The following is a 14457-nucleotide window of genomic DNA, read 5'->3' on the forward strand; positions in this document are numbered from 1 at the left end:
GACTCGAACTCGCGACATTCAGCTTGGAAGGCTGACGCTCTAGCCAACTGAGCTACTCCCGCAGATGGTGGTGAGAGAAGGATTCGAACCTTCGAAGATAAAAATCAGCAGATTTACAGTCTGCCCTCGTTGGCCACTTGAGTATCTCACCACGGCCATAATCTGGTCTAACACTGATAAATGTAATGCATTCCGATTTCGGATCAATGGTGCCGATTGGGGGACTCGAACTCCCGACCTACTGATTACAAATCAGTTGCTCTACCAACTGAGCTAAATCGGCATTTGGCGAAACGGAGCTGAAATTATAGTCACTCTTTTATAAAATGTCAAGCCCATTTAAAAGATTGTATAAACGATCTCTTTTTTCTTTTTCGTTTCGGTAATCTCTTCGACCATCAACCCCTCTATGTCCATCGCCACAAGCCCATTTATCGAGGCAATCTGTTGTTTTGCCGCTTCTCTGAGAACGATCCCGCGATACGCTTTTGCCCAGTGACTAACAACCTTTCCCCCTTTGAGAAACTTCAGTGTTGTTACCGGTTTTTGCGGAATATAGAATTTATCGTAGTACCCTGCACGCAAATCAAGGATCTCTTCATCCCCAATAAATCTATCGAGTGCTTCACTGAAGTGTGTTTTATAATGTTTGTCAGGGACAAAGCTTCCGATGGATGAGCCTTGTTTGAGTTTGTAATCGGGAAGTGCATCACAAGCTCGTATCGGACCGAAAAGATTGGAGAAGATAAGCGTGTGGGTATCGATGTAACTTTGCGCTTGCTTTGAGAGCTCCCGATAGCTCAAATAATCGTACGCCACCCCCTCATAGCGCTCAATCGCTTTCATGGTCGGCATAGTCGCAAACGAATTTCTAAAACGCTCATACTCCTTGCTATCTTTGATTCCAAACAACTCATAGAGCTGCTCATCACTTCCGCTTTTGGTCAGCTTTTCATACTGTTCGATCACTTCGAGGCGTTTAGGGTAAAGATCGGGAAAAATAAGGCTTTGGGAGTTTAGCGGAGGGAATTCTCCCCCCTCTCGTTTTCCTTCACTCGGTGAAAAGAGAATTACCATTGTGATTCCTGTATTGATGAAAATTAAGCACGGTTTACTGTACGCGAGCTCTCTGCTGAAGAGAACCCAGTGTTAGCGTAGATAAAGGGCTTTGCCCCTTTATCGTATAAAATTAGTAGTACGCCGCTATGATGGCGTAGCTAAGGAAGAACATCAAATGCGAAGCCCCCTCAAAGTAGTTCGTTTCCCCCTCATCGGTCGTCTTCCAAACCAAAAGAATCGTTAACAACAGTGCACCGATTTGAAGCGGGTTAAAATCAAGGGTGAGATTGATCCCCGAAAAATATGCCAGCAGCATCAAAATCGGGACGGTCAGGATAATCGATACAGTCGAGGCCCCCATCGCGATATTGACTACCCGCTGAATCTGATCGTTGCGTGCGGCGCGTACGGCAGTAAATATTTCCGGCGAAACACTAATGATCGCAATCACCAAACCGGCCAATCCTGCTGAGATGCCGTATTCACGTGCAATTTTAACCCCTTCACTCGCAAAAATTTCCGCTCCAAATGCAATAAAGGCGATCAGACTAAAGATTACCATGAAGTTGACAGGTGTCTGAAGATGCTCGAAAATATAGTCACTCGACTCGTTTTCATCGATCTCCGCATCCTCTTCCTCTTGGAGTTTTCGTTTTAAACGGAAAAAACGGCTACGCGCCGTCGCTTTGAAAAAGTGGGTGTGGGTACGGGTTTGAAAAATAAAAATGATGATATAAAAAAGGAGCAGTACCCCTGCAATCAAATGGCTAACATGGGTCAGCGAAACGTTTCCGTGCTCAGAATGACTCAGCAACCCTGGAACCAATAAGGAACTCGATGCGACAAACAAGACGGTGCTGTAGGCACTGGAAGTCTCTTTGTTGTGCTGCTGCTGAGTATAGGCTAATCCCCCTAAGAAAACAGCCAATCCGAGCAAGACGTTCAAATCGACAATAACCGCCGAAATAATCCCCCCCTTGACCGTTTCCAATACTTCAGGAGAGTGTCGCACTTCCAATAATATAATATAAAGAAGAATGATCTCAACCGCAACGGCACTAAAAGTGAGAACAAAACTGCCATAAGGTTCTTGTAGGCGTTCAGAGAGAATATCGGCCACCTCGGCAACCGTAAGAGAAAGGGATGCTATGGCAATCGCGGCAAACAATGTTGCTATCATGCCATCTCCATTCGTGTGAAAGAAAAAAGCAAATGCCATGGAGAGTATTCCGACAAATATATCCCAATAATCTTCAATAAAATAGCGTATCCGCCTGTCCAAGTCGTTATCCTTTAGATAAAGTAATAGTGAGTATCATACCACAAATTAACGGAAGGGTTAAATCCACCCTTTTCGTTTAAAGACATAGACGGGAAGAATGGAAGAGATAATCATCATCACGATAGAGAGCAAATAACCGTACTGCCAATGAAGTTCCGGCAAAATATCGAAGTTCATCCCGTAAATGCTTGCAATCAAGGTCGGTGGGAGGAAAACGACATTAACAATCGTAAACATTTTAATAACTTTGTTTTGTTCGATGCTCAATACACCCACGAAGATATTTTGGAGGTAATCGAGACGCTCAAAATTAAAATCGGTATAGTCGATCAATGACTTAATATCTTTAAGCATGACGGTGACATCGTGTTTTAGAGCGTGCTTATATTTGTTTGATTTTAAAAAGGCGCTCAAAATACGCTGTTTATCGTTCAAGTTTTCTCGTATTTGGGTATTCAAATCTTCAAAAGACGAGATGCGTGCCAAGATCTCTTCATCTTCGTTCGTATAATCGGTCAAAACGTGTTTGCGTAAACGGGTAATGTCGCGCGCAAGCTTTTCGATAATGTCCGCATCGGCGTCGATTCGGATATCCAAAATTTGACAAAAAATATCGTATCCGCTCTCAAACTGCTTAGGAGTTGCAAAGAATTTGCGGTTAAACTCATCAAACGTATAGAGATTGGTATAGCGGATCGAGATCAAAAGGTTATGGTGCAAAATAAATGATACCGTCTCATTGTGGGAGTGTTCCGGTTTAGAAACCAAAAAATAGCTGTTAATCTCAATACGATCCGACTCTTCCCAATAGCGCGAACTAATCTCAATCTCTTCGGTCTCTTGTTTGGTTGGGAATTTGATGTTGAAGGTATTTTCGATAAAAACAATTTCATCGTACGTCGGCATCAACATATCGATCCAAATCACTTTTTCGATCACGTCACCGTCGAGTTCTGACATTGTATCGATGAATGCTATCGCATTTTCATTGCGGACGTAACATTTGATCATCGTTATACCTCCTTGTTAAATCGTTCTTTGTAGCGGCACTTCAAGCACAGCTCTTCAGCGCATATCCCTTGGGAAAATCCATCGCTAATAGCCACGGCACGTTTTGATGAGAGAATTTTACCCAAATTTGTCTCACTCAGGTTACCAAGTTCCATAACTCCCTCGGAATCGAGACAACAAGGGACGACTCGACCATCAACAAGGATGCCTATTTGTTTGCCGAGTCCTTGGCAATACCCATGTGTAAGGGTTGTGTTATCGAGATTCGGCCACTCAAAATAACGATCAAAATGGAGCAATATTTTGGATGCCAGACGAATCGATTGACGCTCTCCGCTGATCTGTGAAGCAATGAGCCCTGTTTCGAGAGCAAAGTGCTTCTCCAAAAGCTCAAAAAGCCGCTCGTTAAAAGCGCTTTCACTATGCATCTCATCCAGATTCCAAAGACGGAGATTGATAAAAAAATCGCTTCCGCGTGATAATTTCTCATCGCACAGTCTCACTATCGGTTCCATATACGCTTCAAAAGAGCGGGAGACACTGTTTTTGTTAAAACTGTTCAAAGAAATATTGATCTGACGAAGTGCAGGATGAAACAGTGCCTCTCGCCGAGAGCCATCGAGATAAAATCCGCTGGTGGTGATCATCACCTTAAACCCTAGTCTGTGTGCAATATCCAAATAAAGAGTCAAATTGTTCAACACCATAGGATCGCCCATCACGTGCAGTGCAATCTCATCAGTATAAGGCTTCAGCTCTAAAAGAACCGTTTCAAAAAAGGGAAGTTCCATCGTCTGCGTCGAAGACTCTTTGGGGGGACAAAAACTGCAAGAGAGACCGCAGATATTGGTGATTTCAACATAAGCACGGCTGAATTTCATTATAATCCCTTTATGCAAACCTTAGATACCATTAACCAAACACTCAACACCAACGATGCGGTAATGCTCTATTTCAGCGCACCGACCTGTAATGTCTGTCATGCTCTCAAACCTAAACTCGTCGAAGCGATAACCACCGAGTTTCCCTCATTCGTCATCAAAAGCATCGATATTTCCGAAACGCCCGAAATCGCATCCCATTTTACCGTTTTTACCATTCCGACCGTTTTGATCTTTTTTCAAGGGCGGGAATTTTTACGCAAAAGCCGCCATATGAGCATCAGCGAAGTGACTGATGCTATACGACGACCATATAGCCTTATGCTAGAATAGCCCATACCCCATCAGGGTAAAAAGCTGACAATCCCTGCCGTTACGGCGACATTGAGGGACTCGACTCCCCGATGCATCGGAATGCTGACGCTGTGAGTCGATGCACGCATGACGCTCTCACTCACCCCTCCAGACTCATTCCCCAAAACAAAGATAGCGCGTGAGGGTATTTGCAAGGAATGAATATCATCTGCGGCATGTGAAGAGAGGGTGATAATTGCCGTATCGCTCAACGTCACAATCTCATCCAACGTTTCGCAATAATAGATCGGTATTTTAAAAAGGGTCCCAGCTGAGGCTTTCATCACCAATGGGGAGAGTTTGGTACTGTTGCGGCGAGGCAATACGATCCCGTCAATCCGGCTCGCCGCTGCAGATCGGACAATCATCCCCAAATTTTGAGGGTTATTGATACCATCGAGGGCTAAAAGGCGAAACGAATTCGGCAAATCGGTCGTAATATTGGAGGCACTTCGGTAGTTTTGGCTCGCAACGTCAATCGCAACTCCCTGATCTTGGGCACTGTTTTTGGAGATGCGGGAGAGCGATTCTTTGGTATGATATTTGATCTCCACACCGCGCATTTCAGCAAGAGAGATGATCTCTTCGATCGTCTCGTCGATGCGGTTACTTTTAGAAAGGTGAAGTTTATGAATTTGTACAGCATCGTCGCGTAAAACTTCGACGGCGACGTTACGCCCATAGAGCGTTATCAAGGAATCAAAGAAACGTTTCTTTGCCAAATACTCTTCAGAATCGTTCATTAGACTTTTGCCGCAACGGCTTCAGCGGTGAATCCAAATTTCTCGAACAATTTATCGGCCGGCGCACTCGCACCGAATCCCTCCATTGCCACTACCGTGTCGGCAAATCGGTACCATTCCATTCCGCGGGCCGCTTCAATAGCGATCTTCTTTGTGGATGGTTTAATAATGGTATCGATGTAACTTGGTGCTTGCTCCATCAACAAATCAAAACACGGTACACTCACCACGTTCGCTGCAATACCGCGCGAAGCAAGCAGTTCACCGCTCTCGAGTGCCAAAGCGACTTCAGAACCTGATGCCATCAGGGTAACTGTCGCATTAGGGCGCTCTACAAGTAAATACCCCCCGTTTTCAACATCACCGTGAACAGCAGATGGAAGCAATGGAAGATTTTGGCGCGAGCAGACAAATGCAGACGGAGAGTGTTTCATTGAAAGGGCTTTTTGCCAGCATTTAACATTCTCCGCTCCATCCGCCGGACGATACACATAAAAATTCGGCAATGCTCTAAATTGGCTCAAATGCTCAATCGGCTGGTGGGTAGGGCCGTCTTCTCCGACACCGATACTATCGTGCGTCCAGATGAAAAAGTGCTGGATTCCACTCAAAGCTGCAATACGGGCAGAGGGCTTGAGATAGTCGCTAAATACAAAGAATGTTGCACTAAATGGCATCAATGGACCGTACAACGCCATTGCATTCGTAATAGAGGCCATTGCGTGTTCACGAATACCGAAATGGATATTTTTACCCTTAGGGAAATCGCCCATGTTTGTCAATTCCGTTTTATTGGACGGTCCAAGATCGGCTGATCCGCCGAGGAAGCCCGGGATCGCTTTAGCAATCGCATTGAGGATAATACCGTTGGTATTGCGGGTCGCGTCCGCTTTCTCAAAAGAAGGCCATTCAATGCGCCCAAAATCAGGGTTCATCAACTGTTCAAACGCTTCATTTTGTTCCACCAACGGAAGCTCTTTGAGACGATGGTTCCACTCACGCTCCGCCAAATCCCCTTTTTCGATCGCGCATCGGAAACGCTCCAATACATCCGCATCGACATGGAACGTTTTTTCAGGATCAAACCCTGCGGCAGCTTTCGCGGTTTTGATCACATCATGACCGAGCGGTGCACCGTGCGCATGGTGCGAACCTTCCATTTTACCGCCCCCTTTGGCGATAACGGTATTGGCGATAATCAATACCGGACGTTTGATCCCTTTTGCCTGCGTCAATGCACCGTCAATCTCATCAAAATTATGCCCGTCGATCTCCAACACTGCCCAATTTTGCGATTCAAAACGGTCTCTGATATTTTCGCTAAGGCTAAGTTCGGTTGACCCTTCGATCGTGATACGGTTTGAATCGTAGATCACAACAAGGTTATCTAAACCGAGATGCCCCGCAATCGAACACGCTTCATAGCTGATCCCCTCTTCCAAATCACCGTCTCCACATAAGCAGTACACATTGTGATCGATCAACTCGGCTGTCTCAGAATTGACTTTGTTTCCGACGTACGCAGAAGCCATCGCGAAACCGACCGCATTGGCTATCCCTTGACCCAAAGGTCCAGTGGTGATCTCAACCCCAGCCGTATGAGCGTATTCCGGATGTCCCGGAGTTTTAGAATCCAACTGACGGAAATTTTTAAGATCGTCGATCTCCAACCCGTATCCCCAAAGGTAATACAACGAGTAAATAAGCCCCGTTCCGTGCCCGCCCGAAAAAACCAAACGGTCACGGTTCAACCATTTTGGATTTTTAGGATTATGATTCATATGTTCAGAAAGAACGACGGCAATGTCCGCCAATCCCATCGGCGCACCGGGATGCCCCGAGTTAGCTTGTTGTACCATGTCTGCCGCTAAAAAGCGGATTGTATCTGCCATTTTTTGGCGCATTGTATTACTCATCGGTTAGTCCTTGTGTCGGTTAATGTAGTGGTTAAGTGTTGGTGACAATTCACGTTGTAAATTCTCATCAAAACTTTCCATTTGTCGTGTTACTTTTTCGGCCAGCGTATTGGCCTCTTCCATCGCCCGTTCATACCCGAGCAACGTGACAAAACTGTTTTTCGCTTCATCGTTTTTGGTTGTTTTGCCCGCTTGAGACTCATCTTGGGTTATGTCCAAAATGTCGTCTTGGATTTGAAACAGCAATCCTAAATCGATCCCGAAATCGTACAGTTCCTGCGCAAGATCGTCCCGCCCTACGATAAAGGCACCCATCTGCAACGCAGCGGCAATCAGTTTGCCTGTTTTGTGGATATGAAGCATTTTGACCTGATCCAGCTCCAATCGTTGGTTTTCAAAATAGCAATCAATCGCTTGACCTAAAACCATCCCCTCCACACCGCCGTTGTATGAAAGTGAACGAACCAGTTTGACAATCACACGATCCGAAAACGGAGCATTCGAGAGTACTTCAAACGCATAGGTATTCAACGCGTCTCCCGCTAAAATCGCACTCACTTCATCGTATGTTTTGTGGAGTGTCGGCATTCCCCGTCGCAAATCGGCATTGTCCATGGCAGGGAGATCATCGTGAATCAAAGAGTAGGTATGGAGCATTTCGATAGCGAGCGCTGCGTGGTAGGCACTCTGCGCCAAAAGGGGATTATAAGCACGAACAACCCCCAAAAGGAGTGCCGGTCGAAACCGTTTTCCTCCGCCGAGGAGCATTTGATGCAGAGAGTTTTCATAGTGCGGATGGAAAGATGCGGCTACAGGGAGGTGTGCTGCTAAGAATGCTTCAAAGTGCTCCATTTTTATCCCACTATTTTTTAGCGAAATAGTACCACGAGGGAGCTTATATCTTCTCGACTATATCGGTAATTCCGTTCTCATCATCGAGCAACACAACCGTCGGCTTATAATTTTCCAACTCAGCATCGTTGTAGGTTGCATAGGCGACAATGATAATTTTGTCTCCTTTGTGTACTTTACGGGCTGCAGCACCGTTGAGACAAATATCGCGACGACCACGTTCACCGAGGATGATATAGGTTGAAAAACGCTCGCCGTTATTGATATTGAGAATTTCCACCTTTTGACCCACACGCATTTTAGATGCTTCCAAAAGCTCTTCATCAACCGTAATCGAACCGACATAATTGAGATTTGCATCGGTGACGGTCGCACGGTGAATTTTACTATAGAGCATTTCGATCAACATGATTATCTGCCCATCTGCTTCATCATATCGGCCGGAGTGATCGGAGCATCCCACAATTCTGATGAAATTACATACTCTTGCACCACTTCACCGCCGATAATGTGACGATCAATAATTTCATTGATTTTCTCTTTGGTTAATCCCGCATACATCACATGACCCGGCTCAACCAACATTACCGGCCCGACATTACAGCGGTTCATACATGAGGTACGGATCGGTTGCACGGTTGCAATCAAACCTTTTTGCATCAAAGTTTGCGCCAAATGTTGAAAAATATCCTGCGTGTGCGGATTGACACAGCTTGGTTTTGGCATCCCCGGAGGCGAGCTTTGTTCACACTTGAAAATATAAAATGCCGGTTGTGGAAGGCCCATCAACTACTCCTTGTTAATTTGATATACTTAATTACTCGGTAATTTAATGACCGCATTATAGCTAAAACCTACAGCCAGTTTGTTAGCAAAAGCAAACAACTTTTTGATTTAAAGCTCTTTTAACAACTCTTTCGCCACGACACGATCATCAAATGGCAAATGCTGATCGTAAATGATCTGCGAAGTTTCATCCCCTTTTCCGAGAATCAAAATCACTTCATCGCCGCTGCGATCTTTGATGGCTTGCGCTATCGCATTACGGCGATTCACATCCACATAGACGTTACTACGATCCTCTATCCCAGTGAGAATATCTTCGATAATCGCATCTGGGTCCTCAAAACGGGGATTATCGCTCGTGACATACACTTTTTTTGCATAGGCACTTGCTACTCTTCCCATCATAGGGCGTTTGGTTCGATCACGATCCCCGCCCGCACCGAAGACAACAAGCACCTCTTTCTCTTTGAGGGCGTTAAGAACCTGCTCCATCCCATCCGGAGTGTGGGCGAAATCGACAATCACTAGAGGTGATTCGCTGACCACCTCCATACGTCCACTCACCCCTCCGAAATTCTCTAACGCATCGGCGATTTTCTCCAGAGTCTCATTCGTGACCAAATGGACTGCCGCAAAAGCGGCAGTAATATTGTAGAGATTGAAAAATCCGTGCAATGAGGTAACAAACGGAACATGCTCTTCGAAGTGTTTTAACACACCGCTTACACCGTTATTCAACGAGTACGCCAAAATTTTATACGTCGCAGGGTTTTCAACACCGTAAGTAAATGCGTTTTTGATATTGAACTGCGCTCTAGGCTCATCTTTATTAATCAGTTTTTTCGTCTCATCTGCGAAAAAGAGATTTTTGATTCGGATATACTCGTCGATACTGTTATGGTAATCGAGATGATCTTGGGTGATGTTGGTCAAAATTTTCAATCCGAACTCTATCCCAGCAATCCGTTCCTGCTCAATCGCATGAGAGCTCACTTCCATCACGAAATACTCGCATCCCGACGCAATTGCATGTGCCATGTGGCGGTAGGTGTTGAGCACGGTAGGAGTGGTGAGGGTTTTCCCCTCCACCGGAGCGTCATTCATAAAAAATCCGCGCGTCCCCTGCATTGCCGCTTTATGACCGAGATCCAACAAGAGTGAATAGATGGCACTTGCCGTCGTCGTCTTCCCGTTGGTTCCTGTAATACCGATCACACACAGACGATCAAGCCCAAAGAGTCTCCAACACTCCTTCGGAGTGAGAATCGAGTGGGCGCCACGACTTAGTGCATCGTCTTTGTACTTCTCGTTTTGCTTCGTGAGTAAAAAAGCACACTCCGCATCACACTCACTTGAGTTTTCGCTGATGTAGCGATACGGTTGATCTTGTATCTCAATCTTCAATGGTATTGCCTTTGGCTAATCGTCGCAATAAGTTACGCAATTGACGGTCATTTGGATAAACGCCCAAAGCACTCTCTAAATAACTGAGTGCCATCTCTCTATAACCATGATCGATCAAGTTGTCCAAGAAATCGACAAAGTCCTCTTTCTCTGTGATAATAACACGGGTTGAAAACATGATATTTTCAAAAATACGGTTAAAATCACTCTCATTGGCAACAAGCTCTTTAAATTCGTTGTACATAATCCCGTCTTCGTAAGCGAGGCGCTGCTTGATCGTCTCTTCAAAAAGACCGGAGAGCTGCTCCATCGTCCCGTCCATCGTTTCCAAGATTTCAGAGATGATAATATCTGCCGACTCGGCATCTTCTTTGCGTAGAATGGTATAATAATCGAATAGTGCCTCGCCGGCGCTTTCTCCGCTCATTGCCATATCGGCCAATATCGCACCGTTGTATGCCTCTTTTGAATCAGGATAATCTTTCAACACCAAAGAGTAATCGCGTAAAGCATCGGTATATTTACCCGCCAAAAAATAATCATTTGCTTCTTTGAGGGTTTTAGTTAAATTTATCGGTTTCATACGTTGCCCTCCTCTTATTTTCCTAATATCGGCTTGTTTTCTATTTATTACAGTGAATCAATTTGATGTTCCATCCCGTGCGGTACGTTGATGACAACCAATTCAGGATGAATATCCATCCGCAACTGTCTTTCAACTCCATATTTCAACGTATTGCCGCTACTTGAACATCCAACACACGCACCTTGTAGCTGCACATATATTGTTCCGTTTTTTACCGTCAAAAATGAAATATCGCCACCGTCTAACGCCAATGATGGGCGTATCTTGTCTATAACATTTCGAACCGGGTTCATTAATTCTTCGTCAGTAAATGGAATCATAGCTATCGTACCTTATAAAGCTCAAATATTGCAGCATAATATAAAAAAAGGTCTTATCATGTACTAATGCGAAAAGGGTAGTTTTCGAGTGAAGCTCGAATTAAGGGGTTGGTGTATTGAACTCGTTATACGAGTTCAATGTATGCCATCGGTGTAGCATCACCGCGACGAATGCGAGTTTTAACAATACGAGTATATCCGCCGTTACGCTCTGCGTATTTAGGAGCAACTTCGTTCAAAAGAGTTTTTGTTGCCTCTTTGTTTTGCAATACAGCAAAAACAGCACGGTGTGCATTTGCATCACCAGCACGTGCCGTCGTGATTAGTTTTTCAGCGAAAGAACGAAGCTCTTTTGCTTTCATCAACGTAGTTTCAATTTTACCGTGTTCAATCAACGCAATACTAAGATTCGTCAACAAAGCTTCACGATGTGCGCTCGTTCGACCTAGTTTGCGGTATCCGTGACGATGTCTCATGAGATACTTCCTCTACTATTTATTTATAACGCTTATGGAGCAAAGCCCCACAAGCTACGCTTGCCGCTATAGCACTAAAGCTACACCTAACGGCGAGATTTTCAAAGTTTATTCAGCTTCGATTTTCTTTTTGATCGCACTGATCAAGTCGTCAGCCAAATCTTGTCCGACTGTATAACCGTACTCAGTGATTTTTTCTAAAATCTCTTCGAACGATTTTTTACCAAGGTTTTTAACCTCTTTGAGGTCATTTTGGCTCATCATTACGATTTCACCGATGTATTTGATATTTGAGCGATCCAAGCAGTTGAAACTGCGAGCGCTCAAACCAAGTTCTTCAATACGTGCGCCCAAACGTTTAAGTTCAGGATGTTCGTCTGCACGTTCAGCAGCTGCCGGAGCTTTGATGCTCACTTCACTGTTGAATACCGCCATTTGAGCATACATCACTTCAAGAGCGTTTTTAAACGCGTCGACTGGAGAAATTTGCCCATCGGTTGCGATGTTGATAACCACTTTCTCGAAATTAGGGTTATCTTCAACAAGAACGTTTTCGATCGCGTATGTAGCACGGCGAACCGGCGTAAAATACGCATCCAACGCGATGTATCCATCACCCAACATTTCACGTACATCTTCACTCGGCACATAACCGATACCTTGATGAATTTTAACGCTGAAAGTCAACGTTGCATCTTCATTCAATGTTGCCAAGAATGCATTTGGGGTTACAACTTCGACATCGTCATTATTCAAATCACGTCCGTGAATTTCACAAGGGCCTGCAAAACTGTACGTGATCTCTTTCTCTTTAAGGCCGTTTTTCAATTTGAAACGGACACCTTTGAGGTTAATAATGAAATCCGAAATGTCTTCGAGCATACCGCGCACGGAGTCAAATTCATGCTTAGCACCCTCAATTTTAATACCGATCGGTGCGAATCCGACTGAGCTGCTTAGCAAGAAGCGGCGAATCGGATGGGCGAGTGAAACCGCAAATCCGGTTTCAAACGGATAAGCAATGATGTTTGCTTCGTTCGCGCTGATTTGCTCGACGACAAACTCTTTCGGAAGAAGCGGTGATGTCTTAATTTTTTTCATGCTGAACGCCCTTTCTTTAATGATTATTTCGAGTAAAGCTCGACGATTAGACGTTCTTCAACAGGGATTACAACCTCTTCACGCTCTGGAAGACGTGTGAAAATACCGAACGCTTTATCTTGATCGATGTCAACCCATGCCGCAAGACCGGTTTGGTTCGTCAACTCAATCGCGCGAACGATTTGGCTGTTCTTTTTAGTTTTTTCATGGATTTCCACTTTTTGACCCGGTTTAACACGGTATGATGGAATATCGACACGTTTACCGTCAACCAATACGTGACCGTGGTTTACCAATTGGCGAGCAAAACGACGAGTTGTTGCGAAGCCCATGCGGTAAACAACGTTGTCAAGGCGTTGCTCAAGAAGCGTTACCAAGTTTGTACCGGTGTTACCAGTGCGACGTTTTGCTTCAGCAAACAATGAACGCATTTGTTTTTCACTCAAACCGTACATAAATTTCGCTTTTTGTTTTTCGCGAAGCTGTGTACCGTATTCAGAGATTTTTGTACGACGTTGACCGTGTTGACCTGGTCCGTATGGACGTTTGTCAAGAGCACTTTTACCTGCGAGACGACGCTCACCTTTTAGTCCAAGACTTACACCGAATCTTCTTTCGATTTTTTCTACGGGTCCTCTATATCTTGCCATTACAAACCTCCTTACACGCGTCGGCGCTTAGGCGCACGACATCCATTGTGTGGTAGCGGAGTAACGTCTTTCATGAAAGAAACACGTAGACCTTCGATCGCCCCTACACTTTTAACTGCTGTTTCACGACCAGAACCCGGTCCTTGAACTTTAATGCCCACTTCTTTGATTCCGTGAACCATTGCTTTTTCCATTGCCGCTTCTACCGCTTGTTGCGCTGCAAACGGGGTAGATTTTTTAGAACCTTTAAAGCCAAGGCTTCCAGCAGAACTCCACGCGATCATATTACCCATTTCATCTGTTACCGTAACAAGGGTGTTATTGAATGATGCCAAGATATGAACGATACCTTTAGCAATATTCTTTTTTACGATTTTTTTACGGGTTGCTTTTCTTTTTGCCATACTCTAATCCCTTACTTTGTGGCTGAGCCGACGGTTTTCTTTTTACCTTTGCGTGTACGTGCATTGGTTTTGGTTTTTTGACCACGGCATGGGAGACCTTTACGGTGACGAAGACCACGGTATGAACCAAGATCCATCAACGCTTTGATATCCATAGCGACTTGTTTACGAAGATCCCCCTCTACAGCAATACCGCTGCTGCGGATCTCTTTAGCGATCGTTGCCGCTTCATCTTCTGAAAGCTCATATACACGTTTATTGTAGTCGAGTCCAGTTGCATCCAAAATTTTACGTGACGTATGCAAACCGATACCATAGATATAAGTTAATGCATATTCCAAACGTTTTTTCTTAGGTAAGTCCACACCAGCAATACGTGCCATGCTTATCCTTGTCTTTGTTTATGTTTTGGGGTTTTGCAGATTACGCGCACAATCCCTTTGCGTTTGATGATTTTGCAATCATCGCACATTTTCTTCACTGAAGAACGTACTTTCATCGGTAAGCTCCGTTGAGTTAAATCACTTGCTTCTTGTAGGTAGAGCTTCCTCACACCAATACTTGTAACTACGATTGAACGCAGTTATAAACATTCAATTCTATTTGTCCAAGAGGGCAAAGTGGACGCGTAT

At 44.7% G+C, this 14457-nt stretch carries 19 protein-coding genes and 2 tRNA genes; 1 reads left to right on the forward strand and 20 read right to left on the reverse strand.

The genetic code is table 11. The features are described from left to right. Nucleotides 1–65: 65 nt before the first annotated feature. From JHC35_RS08745 to JHC35_RS08770, 6 genes are all read right to left on the reverse strand, one after another. Nucleotides 66–151: transfer RNA gene (locus JHC35_RS08745), tRNA-Tyr, on the reverse strand. Nucleotides 152–207: 56 nt separating this feature from the next. Continuing rightward, nucleotides 208–283: transfer RNA gene (locus tag JHC35_RS08750), tRNA-Thr, on the reverse strand. Between the two features lie 56 nt (nt 284–339). Then, complete coding sequence (locus JHC35_RS08755) at nt 340–1077, reverse strand: YaaA family protein (RefSeq protein ID WP_295044335.1); 738 nt, start codon at nt 1075–1077, stop codon at nt 340–342. Nucleotides 1078–1189: 112 nt separating this feature from the next. Continuing rightward, on the reverse strand, nt 1190–2239 hold the full coding sequence (locus JHC35_RS08760; RefSeq protein WP_295044338.1) for a sodium:proton exchanger: 1050 nt from the start codon (nt 2237–2239) through the stop codon (nt 1190–1192). 159 nt (nt 2240–2398) lie between these two features. Next, entirely contained in the window at nt 2399–3352 is a 954-nt protein-coding gene (gene corA, locus JHC35_RS08765; RefSeq protein ID WP_295044341.1) for a magnesium/cobalt transporter CorA, read from the reverse strand. 2 nt (nt 3353–3354) lie between these two features. Beyond that, complete coding sequence (locus JHC35_RS08770; RefSeq protein ID WP_295044343.1) at nt 3355–4233, reverse strand: radical SAM protein; 879 nt, start codon at nt 4231–4233, stop codon at nt 3355–3357. Nucleotides 4234–4245: 12 nt separating this feature from the next. On the opposite strand from JHC35_RS08770, the gene JHC35_RS08775 reads away from it, so the two are divergent. Beyond that, complete coding sequence (locus tag JHC35_RS08775; protein WP_295044346.1) at nt 4246–4566, forward strand: thioredoxin family protein; 321 nt, start codon at nt 4246–4248, stop codon at nt 4564–4566. A gap of 11 nt (nt 4567–4577) precedes the next feature. On the opposite strand, the gene JHC35_RS08780 is transcribed toward JHC35_RS08775, so the two are convergent. From JHC35_RS08780 to rpmJ, 14 genes are all read right to left on the reverse strand, one after another. After that, nucleotides 4578–5330 (reverse strand): RNA methyltransferase, encoded by a 753-nt coding sequence (locus tag JHC35_RS08780; RefSeq protein WP_295044349.1) that lies wholly within the window; start codon nt 5328–5330, stop codon nt 4578–4580. Further along, nucleotides 5330–7246, reverse strand: a complete 1917-nt coding sequence (gene tkt, locus JHC35_RS08785; RefSeq protein ID WP_295044352.1) for a transketolase — start codon at nt 7244–7246, stop codon at nt 5330–5332. Before tkt ends, JHC35_RS08780 begins: the two co-directional genes overlap by 1 nt. 3 nt (nt 7247–7249) lie before the next feature. Next, nucleotides 7250–8098 carry a polyprenyl synthetase family protein gene (locus JHC35_RS08790; protein WP_295044355.1) on the reverse strand — a complete coding sequence of 283 codons (849 nt, stop codon included), beginning with the start codon at nt 8096–8098 and terminating at the stop codon, nt 7250–7252. 43 nt (nt 8099–8141) lie between these two features. Next, a complete protein-coding gene (gene panD / locus JHC35_RS08795; protein WP_295044358.1) occupies nt 8142–8507 on the reverse strand; it encodes an aspartate 1-decarboxylase in 366 nt (121 codons plus the stop codon). A 2-nt stretch (nt 8508–8509) separates the two neighbouring features. Beyond that, nucleotides 8510–8884, reverse strand: coding sequence for a (2Fe-2S) ferredoxin domain-containing protein (locus JHC35_RS08800; protein ID WP_295044361.1), 375 nt, complete (start codon nt 8882–8884; stop codon nt 8510–8512). A gap of 108 nt (nt 8885–8992) precedes the next feature. Beyond that, nucleotides 8993–10288, reverse strand: coding sequence for a UDP-N-acetylmuramoyl-L-alanyl-D-glutamate--2,6-diaminopimelate ligase (locus JHC35_RS08805; protein WP_295044363.1), 1296 nt, complete (start codon nt 10286–10288; stop codon nt 8993–8995). Next, nucleotides 10278–10871 (reverse strand): hypothetical protein, encoded by a 594-nt coding sequence (locus JHC35_RS08810; RefSeq protein ID WP_295044366.1) that lies wholly within the window; start codon nt 10869–10871, stop codon nt 10278–10280. The genes JHC35_RS08805 and JHC35_RS08810 overlap by 11 nt, the downstream gene beginning before the upstream one ends. A gap of 47 nt (nt 10872–10918) precedes the next feature. Beyond that, on the reverse strand, nt 10919–11194 hold the full coding sequence (locus JHC35_RS08815; RefSeq protein ID WP_295044369.1) for a NifU family protein: 276 nt from the start codon (nt 11192–11194) through the stop codon (nt 10919–10921). A gap of 125 nt (nt 11195–11319) precedes the next feature. Next, nucleotides 11320–11670 carry a 50S ribosomal protein L17 gene (gene rplQ / locus JHC35_RS08820; protein WP_295044371.1) on the reverse strand — a complete coding sequence of 117 codons (351 nt, stop codon included), beginning with the start codon at nt 11668–11670 and terminating at the stop codon, nt 11320–11322. 108 nt (nt 11671–11778) lie between these two features. Continuing rightward, nucleotides 11779–12771 (reverse strand): DNA-directed RNA polymerase subunit alpha, encoded by a 993-nt coding sequence (locus tag JHC35_RS08825; protein ID WP_295044374.1) that lies wholly within the window; start codon nt 12769–12771, stop codon nt 11779–11781. Nucleotides 12772–12794: 23 nt separating this feature from the next. Beyond that, a complete protein-coding gene (rpsD, locus tag JHC35_RS08830) occupies nt 12795–13421 on the reverse strand; it encodes a 30S ribosomal protein S4 (protein ID WP_295044376.1) in 627 nt (208 codons plus the stop codon). Nucleotides 13422–13432: 11 nt separating this feature from the next. Next, nucleotides 13433–13825 (reverse strand): 30S ribosomal protein S11, encoded by a 393-nt coding sequence (rpsK, locus tag JHC35_RS08835; RefSeq protein ID WP_294915859.1) that lies wholly within the window; start codon nt 13823–13825, stop codon nt 13433–13435. A gap of 11 nt (nt 13826–13836) precedes the next feature. Next, entirely contained in the window at nt 13837–14208 is a 372-nt protein-coding gene (rpsM, locus tag JHC35_RS08840) for a 30S ribosomal protein S13 (protein WP_294915861.1), read from the reverse strand. 2 nt (nt 14209–14210) lie between these two features. Beyond that, nucleotides 14211–14324, reverse strand: a complete 114-nt coding sequence (gene rpmJ / locus JHC35_RS08845) for a 50S ribosomal protein L36 (protein ID WP_294915863.1) — start codon at nt 14322–14324, stop codon at nt 14211–14213. Between the last annotated feature and the right edge of the window lie 133 nt (nt 14325–14457).

Origin of the sequence: Sulfuricurvum sp. (genome assembly GCF_022759005.1) — a bacterium.
In the GTDB taxonomy this organism is placed as follows: Bacteria; Campylobacterota; Campylobacteria; order Campylobacterales; family Sulfurimonadaceae; genus Sulfuricurvum.

Excerpts from the sequence above, each read along its gene's own strand:
- JHC35_RS08755 (WP_295044335.1), bottom strand. The coding sequence starts at position 1,077 with ATGGTAATTCTCTTTTCACCGAGTGAAGGAAAACGAGAGGGGGGAGAA.
- rpmJ (WP_294915863.1), bottom strand. The coding sequence starts at position 14,324 with ATGAAAGTACGTTCTTCAGTGAAGAAAATGTGCGATGATTGCAAAATC.
- tkt (WP_295044352.1), bottom strand. The coding sequence starts at position 7,246 with ATGAGTAATACAATGCGCCAAAAAATGGCAGATACAATCCGCTTTTTA.
- JHC35_RS08815 (WP_295044369.1), bottom strand. The coding sequence starts at position 11,194 with ATGATTCCATTTACTGACGAAGAATTAATGAACCCGGTTCGAAATGTT.
- panD (WP_295044358.1), bottom strand. The coding sequence starts at position 8,507 with ATGTTGATCGAAATGCTCTATAGTAAAATTCACCGTGCGACCGTCACC.
- JHC35_RS08790 (WP_295044355.1), bottom strand. The coding sequence starts at position 8,098 with ATGGAGCACTTTGAAGCATTCTTAGCAGCACACCTCCCTGTAGCCGCA.
- rplQ (WP_295044371.1), bottom strand. The coding sequence starts at position 11,670 with ATGAGACATCGTCACGGATACCGCAAACTAGGTCGAACGAGCGCACAT.
- corA (WP_295044341.1), bottom strand. The coding sequence starts at position 3,352 with ATGATCAAATGTTACGTCCGCAATGAAAATGCGATAGCATTCATCGAT.
- JHC35_RS08780 (WP_295044349.1), bottom strand. The coding sequence starts at position 5,330 with ATGAACGATTCTGAAGAGTATTTGGCAAAGAAACGTTTCTTTGATTCC.
- JHC35_RS08775 (WP_295044346.1), top strand. The coding sequence starts at position 4,246 with ATGCAAACCTTAGATACCATTAACCAAACACTCAACACCAACGATGCG.
- JHC35_RS08770 (WP_295044343.1), bottom strand. The coding sequence starts at position 4,233 with ATGAAATTCAGCCGTGCTTATGTTGAAATCACCAATATCTGCGGTCTC.
- rpsD (WP_295044376.1), bottom strand. The coding sequence starts at position 13,421 with ATGGCAAGATATAGAGGACCCGTAGAAAAAATCGAAAGAAGATTCGGT.
- rpsK (WP_294915859.1), bottom strand. The coding sequence starts at position 13,825 with ATGGCAAAAAGAAAAGCAACCCGTAAAAAAATCGTAAAAAAGAATATT.
- JHC35_RS08810 (WP_295044366.1), bottom strand. The coding sequence starts at position 10,871 with ATGAAACCGATAAATTTAACTAAAACCCTCAAAGAAGCAAATGATTAT.
- JHC35_RS08760 (WP_295044338.1), bottom strand. The coding sequence starts at position 2,239 with ATGATAGCAACATTGTTTGCCGCGATTGCCATAGCATCCCTTTCTCTT.
- rpsM (WP_294915861.1), bottom strand. The coding sequence starts at position 14,208 with ATGGCACGTATTGCTGGTGTGGACTTACCTAAGAAAAAACGTTTGGAA.
- JHC35_RS08825 (WP_295044374.1), bottom strand. The coding sequence starts at position 12,771 with ATGAAAAAAATTAAGACATCACCGCTTCTTCCGAAAGAGTTTGTCGTC.
- JHC35_RS08800 (WP_295044361.1), bottom strand. The coding sequence starts at position 8,884 with ATGGGCCTTCCACAACCGGCATTTTATATTTTCAAGTGTGAACAAAGC.